Origin of the sequence: Halarchaeum grantii, assembly GCF_014647455.2 — an archaeon.
Classification (GTDB): Archaea; Halobacteriota; Halobacteria; order Halobacteriales; family Halobacteriaceae; genus Halarchaeum; species Halarchaeum grantii.
The window spans coordinates 1,077,206-1,091,512 of sequence record NZ_BMPF01000001.1 but is presented as its reverse complement, the minus strand read 5'-3'; the positions used below and the strand labels follow the sequence as shown (position 1 = coordinate 1,091,512).

At 70.2% G+C, this 14,307-nt stretch carries 14 protein-coding genes; 6 read left to right on the top strand and 8 right to left on the bottom strand.

Features of this window, described 5'->3' with window-relative positions; all coding sequences use genetic code 11:
* Positions 1 to 283: 283 nt before the first annotated feature.
* Positions 284 to 1,177, bottom strand: a complete 894-nt coding sequence (locus IEY12_RS05960) for an NAD-dependent epimerase/dehydratase family protein (RefSeq protein WP_188880285.1) — start codon at positions 1,175 to 1,177, stop codon at positions 284 to 286.
* Positions 1,178 to 1,337: 160 nt separating this feature from the next.
* Between IEY12_RS05960 and htpX the strand changes: the two genes are divergently transcribed.
* From htpX to radA, 3 genes are all read left to right on the top strand, one after another.
* A complete protein-coding gene (htpX, locus tag IEY12_RS05955) occupies positions 1,338 to 2,222 on the top strand; it encodes a zinc metalloprotease HtpX (protein WP_123074668.1) in 885 nt (294 codons plus the stop codon).
* Positions 2,222 to 2,818, top strand: a complete 597-nt coding sequence (gene pspAB, locus IEY12_RS05950; RefSeq protein ID WP_188880371.1) for a PspA-associated protein PspAB — start codon at positions 2,222 to 2,224, stop codon at positions 2,816 to 2,818. The genes htpX and pspAB overlap by 1 nt, the downstream gene beginning before the upstream one ends.
* 129 nt (positions 2,819 to 2,947) lie before the next feature.
* Positions 2,948 to 3,982 carry a DNA repair and recombination protein RadA gene (gene radA / locus IEY12_RS05945; protein WP_188880284.1) on the top strand — a complete coding sequence of 345 codons (1,035 nt, stop codon included), beginning with the start codon at positions 2,948 to 2,950 and terminating at the stop codon, positions 3,980 to 3,982.
* 193 nt (positions 3,983 to 4,175) lie between these two features.
* On the opposite strand, the gene IEY12_RS05940 is transcribed toward radA, so the two are convergent.
* Positions 4,176 to 4,415, bottom strand: coding sequence for a GIY-YIG nuclease family protein (locus IEY12_RS05940; protein WP_188880283.1), 240 nt, complete (start codon positions 4,413 to 4,415; stop codon positions 4,176 to 4,178).
* Between the two features lie 68 nt (positions 4,416 to 4,483).
* Positions 4,484 to 5,251, bottom strand: coding sequence for a nickel pincer cofactor biosynthesis protein LarB (gene larB, locus IEY12_RS05935; protein WP_188880282.1), 768 nt, complete (start codon positions 5,249 to 5,251; stop codon positions 4,484 to 4,486).
* A gap of 118 nt (positions 5,252 to 5,369) precedes the next feature.
* Between larB and IEY12_RS05930 the strand changes: the two genes are divergently transcribed.
* Positions 5,370 to 5,537, top strand: a complete 168-nt coding sequence (locus tag IEY12_RS05930; protein WP_188880281.1) for a DUF1931 family protein — start codon at positions 5,370 to 5,372, stop codon at positions 5,535 to 5,537.
* A 25-nt stretch (positions 5,538 to 5,562) separates the two neighbouring features.
* Here the strand turns inward: IEY12_RS05930 and rpiA are convergent, their stop codons facing one another.
* The 4 genes from rpiA to IEY12_RS05910 are packed head-to-tail and all read right to left on the bottom strand — an operon-like array spanning position 5,563 to position 9,819.
* Positions 5,563 to 6,264: a ribose-5-phosphate isomerase RpiA gene (gene rpiA, locus IEY12_RS05925; RefSeq protein ID WP_188880280.1), complete on the bottom strand. Its 702-nt coding sequence runs from the start codon at positions 6,262 to 6,264 to the stop codon at positions 5,563 to 5,565.
* A 37-nt stretch (positions 6,265 to 6,301) separates the two neighbouring features.
* On the bottom strand, positions 6,302 to 7,426 hold the full coding sequence (locus IEY12_RS05920; protein WP_188880279.1) for an ORC1-type DNA replication protein: 1,125 nt from the start codon (positions 7,424 to 7,426) through the stop codon (positions 6,302 to 6,304).
* Positions 7,427 to 7,470: 44 nt separating this feature from the next.
* The gene (locus IEY12_RS05915) at positions 7,471 to 9,444 is read right to left on the bottom strand and encodes a MutS-related protein (protein ID WP_188880278.1); all 1,974 of its coding nucleotides are present in this window, start codon (positions 9,442 to 9,444) and stop codon (positions 7,471 to 7,473) included.
* A 39-nt stretch (positions 9,445 to 9,483) separates the two neighbouring features.
* Entirely contained in the window at positions 9,484 to 9,819 is a 336-nt protein-coding gene (locus tag IEY12_RS05910; RefSeq protein ID WP_188880277.1) for a hypothetical protein, read from the bottom strand.
* A 93-nt stretch (positions 9,820 to 9,912) separates the two neighbouring features.
* Here IEY12_RS05910 and larE point away from each other — a divergent pair, with 93 nt between their 5' ends.
* Entirely contained in the window at positions 9,913 to 10,740 is an 828-nt protein-coding gene (larE, locus tag IEY12_RS05905; RefSeq protein WP_188880276.1) for an ATP-dependent sacrificial sulfur transferase LarE, read from the top strand.
* 27 nt (positions 10,741 to 10,767) lie between these two features.
* On the opposite strand, the gene tatC is transcribed toward larE, so the two are convergent.
* On the bottom strand, positions 10,768 to 11,931 hold the full coding sequence (tatC, locus tag IEY12_RS05900; protein WP_188880275.1) for a twin-arginine translocase subunit TatC: 1,164 nt from the start codon (positions 11,929 to 11,931) through the stop codon (positions 10,768 to 10,770).
* A 92-nt stretch (positions 11,932 to 12,023) separates the two neighbouring features.
* Here tatC and IEY12_RS05895 point away from each other — a divergent pair, with 92 nt between their 5' ends.
* The gene (locus IEY12_RS05895) at positions 12,024 to 14,267 is read left to right on the top strand and encodes a twin-arginine translocase subunit TatC (protein WP_188880274.1); all 2,244 of its coding nucleotides are present in this window, start codon (positions 12,024 to 12,026) and stop codon (positions 14,265 to 14,267) included.
* Positions 14,268 to 14,307 lie beyond the last annotated feature (40 nt).

The window sequence follows — 14,307 nt, the reverse complement described above, 5'->3', positions numbered from 1 at the left end:
GCACGGGTGGTGTGTGGGTCGCCGTCGCGGGCGGCGTGCTGTCCGAAATAGCCACGCCCTACCCGCGTTACTGGCACGAGTGGTGTGTGTTGTGGCAATACTGGCACGACGGGTCACCGACCGCGCACCGACCCACCCTATCCCCGGCGTTACTGGCACGGGTGGTGTGTCTCCCCGCCGCCTCACTCACGCCTGTGGGGGCGACCGGCGCGCCCCCGGCGTTACTGGCATTGGTGGTGTGTGGGGACTGCGCGGCGTTCGCGACGCTCTCCCGTCCCGTCGGCTACTCGTAGAGCGACGGCGTTTCGACGTCCGCGTCGGCGGCGTCGCGCCACGTGTGCTCGGGCTCCCAGTCGAGGAGGCGCCGGGCCTTCGCGGGCGAGAGCGCCGACTGCTCGCCCTCTAGCGTGCAGTCGGCGGGCAGTTCGCCGAAGAACTCCTCGACGACGTCGGCGGTCGGGCGGTCCATGTAGTTCTCGGCGGCGACGCCGTTGACGGCCTCGTGACCCGTGACCGCGTCGGGCTCGACGGCGGCGACGAAGAGGCTCGCGAGGTCGCGCGCATCGACGTACGACCAGAAGTTCCCCGCGCCGGCGGCGATGTCGTCCCGGTTGCCCGTGCAGTTGTAGTCGCCGGGATGCTGGACCCACGACGGCCGCACCGACACCACGGGGACGTCATAGCGTCGCGCCGTCCGCGCCGCCGTCTCCTCGCCGACGACCTTCGAGAGGCCGTAGGGGTCCTCGGGGCGGAGTTCGTGGTCCTCGGTGATGGGGAGTTCGTCCGGGAGCGTCTTCTCGCGGGCGAACGGGAAGCCGTAGGCGGACTCGCTGGACGCCCACGCGACCCGCGCGCCGGCGCGGCCGGCCGCAGTGAGGACGTTATACGTCGACTCCGTGTTCGTCGCGAACACCCGGTTCCCGGCGTGGCGTTCCGGCGCGGGGAGCGCCGCGAGGTGCGCGACGGCGTCCGGGCCGAGGTCAGCGAACAGGTCGAACGCCTCGGCGGCGTCCGCGAGGTCGGCGGCGCGGAAGTCCACGTTCTCTCGGGGGGAGATCTCCCACCCGGGGTGGTCGAGGTCGACGCAGACCGTCTCGTAGCCCCGCTCGGCGAACGCGTCGACGACCCAGCGGCCCGCGCGACCGAGTCCTCCGGTGACGACGGCGGTTTCACTCACGTCCCGTCCCTCGGCCGTCGCGGGCAAAAAGACGCGGCCACCGGCAGGGCGTGCACCGGCCACCCAACTCGACGGGCGTGCGCCGCCCCCGCCGTCCGGCGGCCGCGGCCGTCGCGGCCGATGGGGGGCGGCTTTTAGTGTCGCGTCGCTAACGTCGGGTATGGAGTGGAAAGCGGACTGGGGCCTGCGGGCCCGGATGGTCCTCACGATGGCCCTGCTGTTCGTCGTCTACCTCGCCTTCGCGGGCGCGCTCGCGTGGTACTTCGGCGCGAGCCTCCTCGTCTTCGCCCTCCTCATGGGCGGCCTCTCGCTCGGTCAGTACTTCTTCAGCGACAAACTCACGCTCTGGAGCATGGGCGCACGCGAGGTGAGCGAGGACGAGTACCCGCACCTCCACGGCGTCGTCGGGCGACTCTCCCAACAGGCCGACCTCCCGAAGCCGACCGTCGCCGTCGTGGACTCACGCGTCCCGAACGCCTTCGCGACCGGGCGCTCGAAGAACCACGCCGCCGTCTGCGTCACCACCGGCCTCCTCGACGCACTGAACGACGAGGAGGTCGAGGGCGTCCTCGCGCACGAACTCGCGCACGTCAAACACCGCGACATGGCGGTGATGACCGTCGCCTCGTTCCTCTCGACCATCGCGTTCATCATCGTCCGCTGGGGGTGGTTCCTCGGCGGGAGCCGCGACCGGAACCAGGCGCCGATCTGGGTGGCTATCGTCGTCTCGCTCGTCGTCTGGATCGTCTCCTACCTCCTCATCCGCGCGCTCTCGCGCTACCGCGAGTTCGCCGCCGACCGCGGCGCCGCGCTCATCACGGGGAACCCGGCCGCGCTCGCCTCCGCGCTCCTGAAGATCGACGGCCGGATGGACCGCGTCCCCACCGAGGACCTGCGCGAGCAGGCGGAGATGAACGCGTTCTTCATCATTCCCCTGACGGGCGGCACCATCACGCGCCTGTTCAGCACGCATCCGGCGACGGAGAAGCGCGTCGAGCGCCTCCGGGGGATGGAGAAGGAGATGGAGACGACGTCCACCGCATGATGGGACTCTTCGACGCCGTCCGGGACGTCCTCGGACTCAGCACGGAGCGCGACGCCACCCGCGAGGCCGACCCGGAGGACTTCTTCCAGCTGAACAGCGCCTCGGTGACGATGGAGGCCGACCTCGACTACGAACCCGCCACGAGCGCGGGGCTCTGCCTCTCCGCGATGTCCTCGACGGACTTCCGGAGCACGCTTCGCGACGTCGAGGACGTCCTCGAAGGCGGCGGGTTCTCGGAAATCCGGACGGACGACCACGGCTACACGTGGGCGGTCGTCGAGCGCGACGACATCACCGACCTCACGACCGAACTCTACGTCGCCGCCGACACGCTCGCCGAGCGCGGCTACGGCGACCGCCTCCTCGCCGCCGTCTTCGGATTCGACCCCCTCGATGGCGGACGCACCGTCTACTGGGTCTACTCGTTCAAGCGCGGTTCCTTCTACCCGTTCGCACCCGCAGGCGACCACGAGCGCGACTCCAGTACGGAGGTCTCGCTCCAGTCGGTCCTCGACGGCGAACTCGATGTCGAGGACGACACCGCCTACTGGTACCCGCTCTGGCCGGACGCCCCCGGCGGGCACCCCTGGGAGTAGCGTCCGTCCGACTCCTCCCACCTAAACCTTCGCACCACCCCGTCGAGCGGCCCGCTCACGTACCGCAGTTTCACTTTCACTCGGGTGTATACGAGGGTTTATCCCCACAGCGGCACAACGGAGGAGTACATGCCTCAAGAAGACCTCGAGGAGCTCTCCGGCGTCGGCCCCGCGACCGCCGAGAAGCTCCACGACGCCGGCTACGATTCGTTCCAGAGCATCGCCGTCGCCAGCCCCGGTGAGCTCTCGAACACCGGCGACGTCGGCGAATCCAGCGCGAACGACATCATTCAGAGCGCGCGCGAGCAGGCCGACATCGGCGGCTTCGAGTCCGGCGCTGCCGTCCTCGAACGCCGCGAGCAGATCGGGAAGCTCACGTGGGGCGTCCCCGAGGTCGACGACCTTCTCGGGGGTGGCGTCGAGACGCAGTCCATCACCGAAGTGTACGGCGAGTTCGGCGCCGGGAAGTCGCAGGTGACCCACCAGCTCTCCGTCACCGTCCAGCTCCCGAAGGAGCACGGCGGCCTCGAAGGCTCCGCCGTCTTCGTCGACTCCGAGGACACCTTCCGTCCCGAGCGCATCGACGACATGGTTCGCGGCCTCGACGACGACGTCCTCGCGGACACCATGGAACTCCACGGCATCGAGGACGGCGACCCGACCGACGACGACGACCTCGACGCCCTCCTCGAGAGCGTCCTCGACAAGATCCACGTCGCGAAGGCGTTCAACTCCAACCACCAGATCCTCCTCGCCGAGAAGGCCAAGGAGGTCGCACAGGAGAACGAGGACACCGACTGGCCGGTCCGCCTCCTCTCCGTGGACTCGCTCACCGCGCACTTCCGCGCCGAGTACGTCGGCCGTGGCGAACTCGCCGACCGCCAGCAGAAGCTCAACAAGCACCTCCACGACCTCCTGCGGATCGGCGACCTCCACAACACCGCCGTCGTCATCACGAACCAGGTCCAGTCGAACCCCGACTCGTTCTTCGGCGACCCGACGAAGCCCATCGGGGGCAACATCCTCGGGCACACCTCGACGTTCCGCATCTACCTCCGCAAGTCGAAGGGCGACAAGCGCATCGTTCGACTCGTCGACGCGCCGAACCTCGCCGACGGCGAGGCGGTGATGCGGGTTCAGGACGGCGGCCTGAAGCCCGAGTAGTACCGCGAGGGCGCGCCGCGACCGAGCGGGCCGAGGAGCGACCACGGCGGCCTCCGGCCGCCACCGGAGCGACGCTGTGCTTTTGGTCCAGATTTTGTTAGGGAGCGAGCGTTGCGAGCGACCGCGACAAAAGGTGGCGCCGGACGGCGAGGCGGTGATGCGGGTTCAGGACGGCGGCCTGAAGCCCGAGTAACTAGCCCTCCACGAGCGCCTCTTTCTGCCGACGCGAGAGCTGTTTGATCTCGTACTCGCGGCTCATCGCCTCGCTCTTCGAGTCGTACGCCTCCGTGTAGCGGAGTTCGACGGGCGTCCGGCCGCGCGTGTACTTCGCGGCCCGCCCCGAGTTGTGTTCGCGGACGCGCCGCTCGACGTCCGTCGTGTAGCCCGTGTAGTAGCTCCCGTCACAGCACTCGAGGACGTAGACGTGATGCACGCCCGTCGTCTAGCCCTCGACGGGGTTGGCCGTTTCGCTCGTCCCACCCCGCTCTCGCCGCACGCGCGCTATTCGGCGCGCGCGGCGTCGATGCGGCGCGCGATCAGGCCGGCCTGCGCGCCCGCGACGAACCCGGCGTCGACGTTCACCGCCGAGAGCACCGTACACGACTGGAGCATGCCCAGCATCGCGGCCTCACCCTCGCCGCCGTGTCCGTAGCCCGTGGAGACGGGGAGGCCGATGACGGGCGCGTCGAGCAGGCCGGCGACGACGGTGGGGAGCGCGCCCTCCCGCCCGGCCGCGACGACGACGACGTCGCACGCGCGGAGGTCGTCCACGCGGTCGAGGAGTCTGGCGATGCTCGCGACGCCGACGTCCTCGACGCGCCGGACGTCCGCGCCCATCTCCGAGGCCACCGCGTCCGCCTCTCCGAGGGGGACGGCGTCGCTCGTTCCCGCCGACACCAACCCGACCGTCGCGTCGAGGGCCGGCGGCTCGAAGTCCAGGGCGTGGACGACGACGACCCGGGAGCGCTCGTCCACGACCACGTCGGCCTCCGGGTGGGCGTTCGCCACCGCGCCCTCGACGGCGTCACGGTGCGCGTGCTCGGCGCGCGTGACGAGCGCGCGCCCCGCCGTCTCCACCGCCGTCACGGCGAGCGACCCCACTTCGGCGGGCGTTTTGCCCTCGGCGAGGATCGCCTCCGGGACGCCGCGTCGCGTCTCCCGCGCGGCGTCGAAGCGCCCCGCGTCCGTGGTCGCATACCCTGAGAGCGCCGCTTCGGCCTCTGACACCGACAACTCGCCCGCCGCCAACCGCTCGAGTACCTCTCGCATGGTCTGGGTATCGGCCGTCAAATACAGGTAGGTTACGCTCCGCGAGCCACCGGCAGACGGCCGTCTCACGTCGCCTGATGGGAAGCCTTATTAAGTAGGCAGATGAAGCAAATCGCGTATGGCAGACCTCATCGTCAAGGCCGCTGTGAAGGAAGCGCTCGAGGAGAAGAACGTCGCGTCTGACTTCTACGACGCGCTCGACGAGGAAGTCGAGGAGCTCCTCGAGGACGCCGCCGCTCGCGCCGAGGCGAACGGTCGCAAGACCGTTCAGCCGCGCGACCTGTAACGCCGACTCCAACCTCTCCTCTCGTTTATTCAGCCCCGTAGCGGCGGCGCTCGACGCCCTCGTCGGTCCCGACCAGCACCTCGTCCGCCAGTTCGACGAACAGCCCGTGCTCGACGACCCCCGCCGTCGTCGAGAGGTCGGTGGCGAGCGCGCCCGGGTCCGCGATGGAACCGAACGCGCAGTCGAGGACGAGGTTCCCGTTGTCCGTCACCACGGGGCCGTCCTTCCGCTCGGCCGACCGGAGGGTCGCCTCGCCGTCGAGCGCCTCGACGGCGGCCGCGACGGGGCGACGCGCCGACGGGAGCACTTCCACCGGCACGGCGTGGTCGAGTTCGTCGGCGGCCTTCGAGGGGTCGGCGACGACGACGAAGCGCGTCGCGGAGGCGTCGACGATCTTCTCGCGGGCGTGCGCCGCGCCGCCCCCCTTCACGAGCGCGCCGCTCTCGCGTGCGAACTGGTCGGCGCCGTCGATCGCGACGTCCACGTTCCCGACGTCGTCGAGCGTCGTCAGCGGGACGCCCGCCTCGCGGGCGAGCTCCCGCGACTGGAAGCTCGTCGGCACGCCCTCGACGTCGAGGCCGGCGTCGACGCGCCGCCCGAGCGCCCGAATCGCGTGCGCGGCCGTGCTCCCGGTGCCGAGGCCGACGACGTCCCCGTCGTCGACGAACTCGGCGGCTCGCTCGCCCGCGTTTCGCTTCGCCTCCTCGCTGCCGCCGCGCTGCTTCATATCCCTCCACTCTCCCCGCCGGGGCAAAAGCGAACCGCTAGAGGCGCCGCTTCACGGCCTCGCGGTCGTGCACGAGCGTCAGCGTCCGCGAGCGCCCGCGCCCCTCGAGGCTCTCGTAGCGCGCGTCGATGAGGTCGAGCTGGTCGAGTTTGTTCACGACCTCCGTGTAGCGGGTGTAGCCGAGGTCGGTGCGCTCGGCGAACGCGTCGTAGACGTCGCCCGCCTGCTCGCCGTCGTGGTCGGCGACGACGTCCACGAGCGTGCGCTCGACGTCGCTGAGCGCGTCGAGGTTCCGCGAGAGATGCAGGTTGCGCGCCTCCTCGCTCACCGCTTCGACGTCCTCCAACTCGACGGTCTTGGACGCCCGCGATTCGGCGTGGAGGCCCGCGCGCCGCAGGAGGTCGATGCCGACGCGGAGGTCGCCCGTGTTCGTGGTGAGTTCGGTGACGCGGTCGAGGACGGCCATGTCGAGCACGCCGTCGCGGAAGCCGACGCGAACCCTGTCCCCGAGGATGTCCGCGACCTCCTCGCGGTCGTAGACGGGGAAGTAGGCCTCCTCCGGCCGGAAGACGGACTGGACGCGGCCGTCGAGGTCCTCGATGACGTCGAGGTCCGGGTCGGAGGAGATGGCGACGACGCCGACCTTCGCACCGGGATGCGTCTCGTGTGCGCGCAGCAGCGAGTAGAGCGTATTGGAGGCCTCGTTCTCGTAGAAGAGGTAGTTCACGTCGTCGAGCGCGACCACGAGCACCTCCTCGTCGTCGATGAGGCGCTCCGTGACCTGCCCGAAGAGCTTCTTGAAGGAGATGCCCGAACTCGGCGGCTCGTACTCGAAGATGGACTCGAAGATCCGCGAGAAGACCCCGTAGCGCGTCGAGTCCACCTGGCAGTTCACGCGCACCACGCGGACGCCGGGCTGGCCGCCGAGTTCGGCGAAGAGCTTCTGGACGGCCGTCGTCTTCCCGGTGCCGGGCGGCCCGCGCACCATCACGTTCAGCGGCCGATTCCCCCGGACGGCGGGCTGGAGGGCGTACTGGAGGGTCTGGAGTTGGGACTCGCGGTGGCGGAACGCCTCCGGTACGTAGTCGATCTCGAAGACGTGCTCGTCGCGGAACACCGACTCGTCCCACGACAGCATCCCTCCGTCGGGGTCGTCGGCCATCGCCGAGACGTGGGTCCGCGCGCCACATAAGCCTTCGCCGCGACTCAGAACTTCTCCAGCAGCCCCTCGTAGAACGCCCGGTCAGCGCCCTCCTCGGCGAGTTTCTCCACGATGAGCTCGGGCGTCGAGCGCGCGAGCAGCCCCTTCTCCGGGGAGCGCTCGACCACCAGCTCGCCGTCCTCGAGGCCGACAGCGCGAATGCCGTCCACGTCCACGTCGTAGCCGGCGGTGTCGCGTATCTCGCCGGCGAGGTGGGAGACGAAGACGCCGGTCGCGCCCGCGTCGTGGAGCTCCTCGAGGATGCCCGCGATTATCTTCGCGGACGCGCCGGGCTCGGTGATGGACTCGAGCTCGTCGACGAGCACGCACTTCGCGTCCGCGCCCCGCGTGAGCGCCGCGAAGTCGCGGAGCGTGGACTCGAAGGCCCCCGCGTCCAGCGTCCCCTGGCTCTTCGCGTAGTAGTGGAGCTCCTCGACCGCCGGGACGCGCGCCGACTCGGCGGGCACCGGGAGGCCCATGTGCGCGAGCACCACCACCACCGCCACGAGGTCGAGCGTGCTCGTCTTCCCCCCGGAGTTCACGCCGGAGAGGAGCGCGACGCCGCTCACGCCGTAGTCGACGGGTTCGACGTCCGCGAACGGCACGTCGAGGAGCGGCGAGCGCCCGCCCTCGATGTCGAAGCCGGTTCCGGCGCGCTCGGCCGGCGTGCAGTCGAAGTCCGCGCAGAAGCGACTGACGGCGAGCTCGACGTCGAGCTCGAGGGCGTCCCGGACGAGGTCGGCGGCGCCCGCGCGCAGGTCCGCGAGGCGCGCCGCCACCTCGCGCTTGCGCTTCGCCGCCCGGCGGTCGCGCTCGGCGACGAGTTCCTCGCGCAGACGCGACACCGCCTCCTCGCGGCGCTCCACCGGATACGTGGGCTCGTCGCCGAAGGCCTGATCCGCGAGGCTCGCCTCGTCCTCGCGGAGCGCGAGCGCGTCCGCGACGTGCTCGCGGGCCGCGCGCACCGCCTCGGCGTACTCGTCCGCGAGCTCGCGCGAGAGCAGGGAGTCGACGCCCGCGCCGCGCTCGACGAGCGAGAGCAGGTCCGCGCCCTCGATGGTGACGTCGCGCTCCTCGATGGCGTCGCGCAACTGGTCGTTCGCCATCGACTCGGCGGTCGAGACGGCGGCGTCGAGGTCGTCGACGGCGACCTGTAAGCGCTCGAGTTCTTCGTCGCCCGCGACGCTGCCGTCCGCGTCGAGCTCCGCGAGACCCGCTTCGAGCTCGTCGAGGTCGACGGCGGCCTCGAGGCCGGCGCGGCGATGCACCCGAATCGCCGCCCGGAGCGACGCGCGGTTCGTCGCGAAGAACGCGAGCGTGCGCTCCGGGACGTACTCCTCTGGGTGGGAGAGCGCGTTCGGGTCGACGGTGACGTCGCCCTCGATGGTGACGCCCGCGAACGCCTCGTCGAGCGCGACGACCGACGCGTAGCCGCGCGCGAGGTCCGCGAGGCCGTGTGCGTCCTCGACGATTTCGACGGAGAGCTCGGGGACCGCCTCGGTCGCCTCGCTGTACGTCTCGGCGTCCGCCGTCGCGAGACAGCGGTCCCTGACGGTGACGTCCGCCGGGCGCTCGACCGGCGCGACGTCCTCGAGCGCGTCGAGCACGCCGGGGTCGGGGTCGCGCTCGCGCGCTCGCTCGGCGAACGCCCGCACTTCCTCGATGCGCGAGTCGACCGCCGAGGGGTAGATCGTCGCGAGGCGGTGCTCGCCGTACGTCGTCACCGCGCGCTCCTGCAGCAACTCGAGAACCGCGTCGTACACCTCGCGGGCGCGGTCGGTGGCGAGGAAGCCGCCGGGGTCGTCGTGTCGCGCGCGGATCGCGCCCCGAACGATGTGCGCGGCGCGGCCCGCCGAGACGCCGGACGCGGACGCGACGGCGGCGACGTCCTCACGCTCTACGGCAGCCATCGGGTCGTCGAGTTCGCGCAGTCGCTCGGCCGTCTTCGCGCCGACGCCCGGGACCTCCTCCAGTTCCATCGCTCCCGAGTTAGGCGGCATCGGGAAAACGTCTTGCCCTCAGTAGTGGGGGTATTCCTCGGGGTAGAGGAGGCCCTTCCGCCAGCGCCACGCCGCCGCGAACGTCCGGAGGACGGCCGCGACGGGGAGCGCGAGCAGGTAGCAGCAGACGGCGAGTCCCACGGGGTCGGCTGGCCCGAGCGCGCCGACGCCGACCGTCGCCGCGAGGGCGCGGTCGTACGCCTGCACGAGGAGCGCGCCGGGGACACCGAGGACGCCAAGCGGCCCCTCGGTACCGACGGCGACGCGCGTCAGAACGAGGAGCGCGAGCGCCGTGAACGGCCACCAGACGGAGCGACCGGAGAGCCAGCGCGCGACGTCCTCGATGTCCACCATTCGTTCGGCGTGACGGCCTCCCCCGGCTTAAAACACTCTATCGCGACGGACTGACCGGTACACGGAAGGGGGTGCCGTGCGAAACCGTGTGGTATGACTGTCGAGGCCAAACTCGCGGCCGCGCGCGACGCCCTCGCGGAGCGCGACGGCGTGCTCGTCGCGTTCAGCGGCGGCGTCGATTCAGCGGTCGTCGCCGCCATCGCGCACGACGCGCTCGGGGACGATGCCGTCGCCTGCACCGCCAAGAGCGAGACGCTCCCGGAGGCCGAACTCGCGGACGCGAAGCGCGTCGCCGACGAGATCGGCATCCGTCACGAACTCGTCTCCTTCAGCGAACTCGACGACCCGGAGTTCGTCCAGAACGACGGCGAGCGCTGTTATCACTGTCGGACGATGCGCCTCTCCGAGATGTTCGACGCGGCGCGGGACCTCGGTATCTCGACCGTCTGCGACGGTACGAACGCCTCGGACCCGGGCGAAGGCCACCGCCCCGGCTTGCAGGCCGTCGAGGAACTCGACGCCGCCTCGCCGCTCCTCGAGGCCGACATCACGAAGGAGGAGGTGCGAGAGATCGCCGACCACTACGGCCTCAGCGTCGCGGACAAACCCTCGATGGCGTGTCTCTCCTCGCGCATCCCGACGGGCCTCGAAGTGACCGAGGAGAAACTGACGCGCGTCGAGAAGGCCGAGCGCCTCCTGCGGACGTGGGGCTTCGAGCAGTTCCGCGTGCGCGACCACGACGGCCTCGCGCGCATCGAAGTCGCGCCCGAGGAACTCGACGTCGCGCTCACCACCGAGTTCGCCGAGGCGGCCCGCGAACACCTCTCGGAGGTCGGCTTCGAGCACGTGACGCTGGACCTACACGGCTACCGGACGGGGTCGGTGTCGCCGGCGAACGAGACGGCGAACGCGGACGACTGAGGGCGTTCGCGGGCCGCTCTTCTCCCGCTAGTTCCCCGTCCACTTAAGGAGCAACAGCGTCCCCTCGAAGAGGACGATCATGGTGGCGGCGACGACGACGGGCGCGACGCCGGTCGGGTCGGGGGTCATGAGGAAGGAGACACCGGCGAACGCGCCCCAGAAGAGGAGGCGTCGGTCGACGAGCCACCGGCGGGTCGTGAGCCCCATCATGATGGCGAGCATGACGAACAGCGGGATCTGGAAGACGATGGCGAGGTAGGCCATCAGGATGAGGATGAGGTTGAACGTCGAGCCGAGCGCGAGCGCGGCGGTGGCGACGGTCTCCGAGTAGAAGAGGAAGTACGTCATCACGGCGGGGACGACGATGAAGTAGGCGAAGGTGACGCCGACGACGGCGAGCACGAGGCTCGTCGGGATGGCGGAGATGTAGTAGCGCCGTTCGTTCGGATAGAGGCCGGGGCGCATGAACGCGTACGTCTCGTAGACGAGGACGGGGAGCGCGACGACGACGCCGGCGATGGACGCGACCTTGAACTGGGTGACGATGAGTTCCAGCGGCCCGTAGACGTGGGGTTGTGCGGTGGTGCCGGCGGGGAGGACGCCGTACCAGATGTTGCTGATGAGGTCGTCGCCGAGCGGGAAGCAGATCGCGCTGACGATGCCGGCGACGAGGATGACGACGCCGAGGCGCTTGACCATCTCCTCGACGTGTACGGCTATCGGTTGCTCCTCGTCGGTCGCGGGCCCGCTCAGCATGCCCGTCTCGGCATCGACGTCCTCGGGGAGGCCCGGCTCCTCCCCGTCCGGGACGCTGGGGCCCCCGCCGTCCGCGTCGTCCCCGTCCGCGTCCGAGACCGCGTCGGCGTCGTCCGGTGCCACGTACGGGACACCGTCGTCGCTCTCCTCGTCGGACTCGTCTCGGCCGCCGGTGCCGGTGTCCCCGGCCTCGTCGTCCCGGTCGCCGGTCTCGGTGTCACCGTCCGAGCCGTCGGCATCGGCAGTCCCGGAATCGGCGCTGTCCGGTTCGTCGGCGGCAGCACTGTCGTCGGGCTCGCCGTCGACCTCGGCGATGTCCGGCTCGACGGGGTCCCGGTCCGCGGGTTCGGCTCGCGTGACGTCCGTGTCGTCGCTCGCCTCGGCGTCGCCGGCGGAGTCGTCGGCCGGCACCCCGTCGTCCGGTTCGTCTGCCATTCTCTGTCTACGGTACGCGACTCCGGCGTTATAGCCTTTCTTTTGGCCAGCGAGGAGAAGATTGATAACGGGAAGCCGGCTACCGGACACAAATGAGCGACTCGGGGGTCGTCAGCGAGGACACCGCCCGCGCGGTTAACAGTGGCCGCGAGACGATCGGCGTCCTCCTCGGGACGGCACAGAAACGCCTCCAGGTCGTCTTCATCGCGTTCGTCGTCGGCCTCTTCGGTGGGATCGTCGCGATGCGGCGGTACATCTGGCCGGCGCTGAAGGCCGACCTCATCACGAAACTCGGCCTCGACGCGAGCGTCGACGTCATCTTCCAGACGCCGTTCGACGTCATCCTCCTGCAAGTGAAAATCGGGATGATCGTCGGCGTGGTCTGCGCGCTCCCGATCCTCCTCTACTACGCGAAGCAGCCGCTCGCCGACCGGGGAATCGTCCCGGACGTCTCCCTCTCGCGGTGGCAGCTCGCGCTCGCCGGCGCCGTCGCCGTCTTCCTCGCCTTCGTCGGCGTCACCTACGCCTACGAGCTCTTCTTCCCGCTGATGTTCGGGTTCCTCGCGGGGAACGCGATGAGTGCGAACCTCCAGCCGATGTACTCCATCGTCGCGTGGACGCAGTTCATCCTCGTGCTCGCGGTGTCGTTCGGCGTCGCCGCCCAACTCCCGCTCGCGATGACCGCGCTCTCCTACACCGAGATCGTCCCCTACGAGACCTTCCGGGACTACTGGAAGCACGCCGTCGTCCTCATCTTCGGCTTCGGCGCGGTGTTCTCCCCGCCGGACCCGTTCACGCAGATCATGTGGTCGGTCCCCCTCCTCTTCCTCTACGTGCTCAGCCTCTACCTCGCGAAGGTCGTGACGCTCGCGCGCCGTGGGAGCGAGCGCGTCGACGTCGCGGGCGAACTCCTCGCGCGCTGGAACGTCCTCGCCGGCGGCGCCGTCGTCGGTTTCCTCCTCGGCTACGGCTTCTTCGGCTACGGCGGGATCGGCCTGCTCAACCGGACGCTCGGCCGATTCTCGAAGTACAGCCTCCCGACGGCGACGGAGCTCGTCGGCCTCGGTCCCGACGCCTCGCTCGCCGTCGTCGGCGCCGTCTTCGCGTTCGTCGCGCTCGTCGTCGCGTTCGGCTACGCGCTCTACGACGCACTCGCTGAGGCCGCGCGCGCCGAGAACGCGGTCTACGGTGGGAAGGCGCCGAAGCCGGAGAACCTGAACCTCGCCGTGCTCGACGCCTCCGGCGTCCGCGCCGCGCCCGACGAGCGCTTCGCGGCGATGGAGGAGGAGGAGGCCCTCGAGCTCGCGAACGAGGCGATGGAGGCCGACGAGAAGGAGAAGGCGCGCGCCATCCTCGACCGCTTCGACGAGGTCGAGGCGCAACGCGAGGCCGAGGACGCCGACGAAACGGAGGACGGCGAGGCCGGGGACGGTGCCGAGGAGGAGGAGGGGAACGTCTTCTCGCGGACGAGCGCGGGGGTGCTCGACGCGTTCACCGACGAGGAGACCACCGAGGAGGACATCGGCGGCTACTACCACGACATCCGCTTCATCCTCGGGAGCCTGCGCTCGCGGCTCTTCTGGCTCGTCGGCTGGTTCATGCTCGTTCTCGCCGCGACGTTCGCGTTCCTCTACCGGGGCGGCCTCGGGTTCATCCGCAACGACTTCCTCCGGCGCATCCCCCAGGAGGTCCTCCAAGGGAACCCGGACGCGCTCGGCTGGCCCATCGTCCTCCACCCGGTGGAGGCGCTCGTCTTCGAGGTGAAGCTCTCGACGGTCGTCGCGGCCGTCGTCTCGCTCCCGCTCGTCCTCTACTTCATGTGGCCGGCGCTGCGCGAACGCGGTTTCATCGCGGCGCGACGCGGCGTCGTCTCCGTGTGGGCGGCCGCCATCACCGTCACGATAGTTACGGGGAGCGTCCTCGGTTACATGTACGTCGCGCCCTCGATCATCTCCTTCCTCGTCTGGGACGCCCTCCAGGCGAACGTCGTCATCAGCTTCCGAATCAGCGACTTCCTCTGGCTGGTGTTCATGACGACCGCCGGCATCGGCCTGCTCGCCTCCGTCCCGGTGACGATGTGGCTCTCGCACCTCTCGGGCATCGTCGGCTACGGGACGATGCGCCGGCAGTGGCGCGTCTTCGTCCTCGGCGCGTTCGCGTTCGGCGCGCTCGTCACACCGGACAGCCTCTACACGATGATCATCGTCGGCGCGCCGATCGCGCTCGCGTTCTTCGTCGGCCTCGCCGGCCTCTGGGCGGTGACGCTCGGCGGCCGTCGCGGCGGCGGTGGCGCGACCCCCGAGGAGCCGACGGCCACGGACGAGCGGCCGGCCTGAGGCGACGAACGCGGCGCTTAACTATTCGCTCGAGAATACT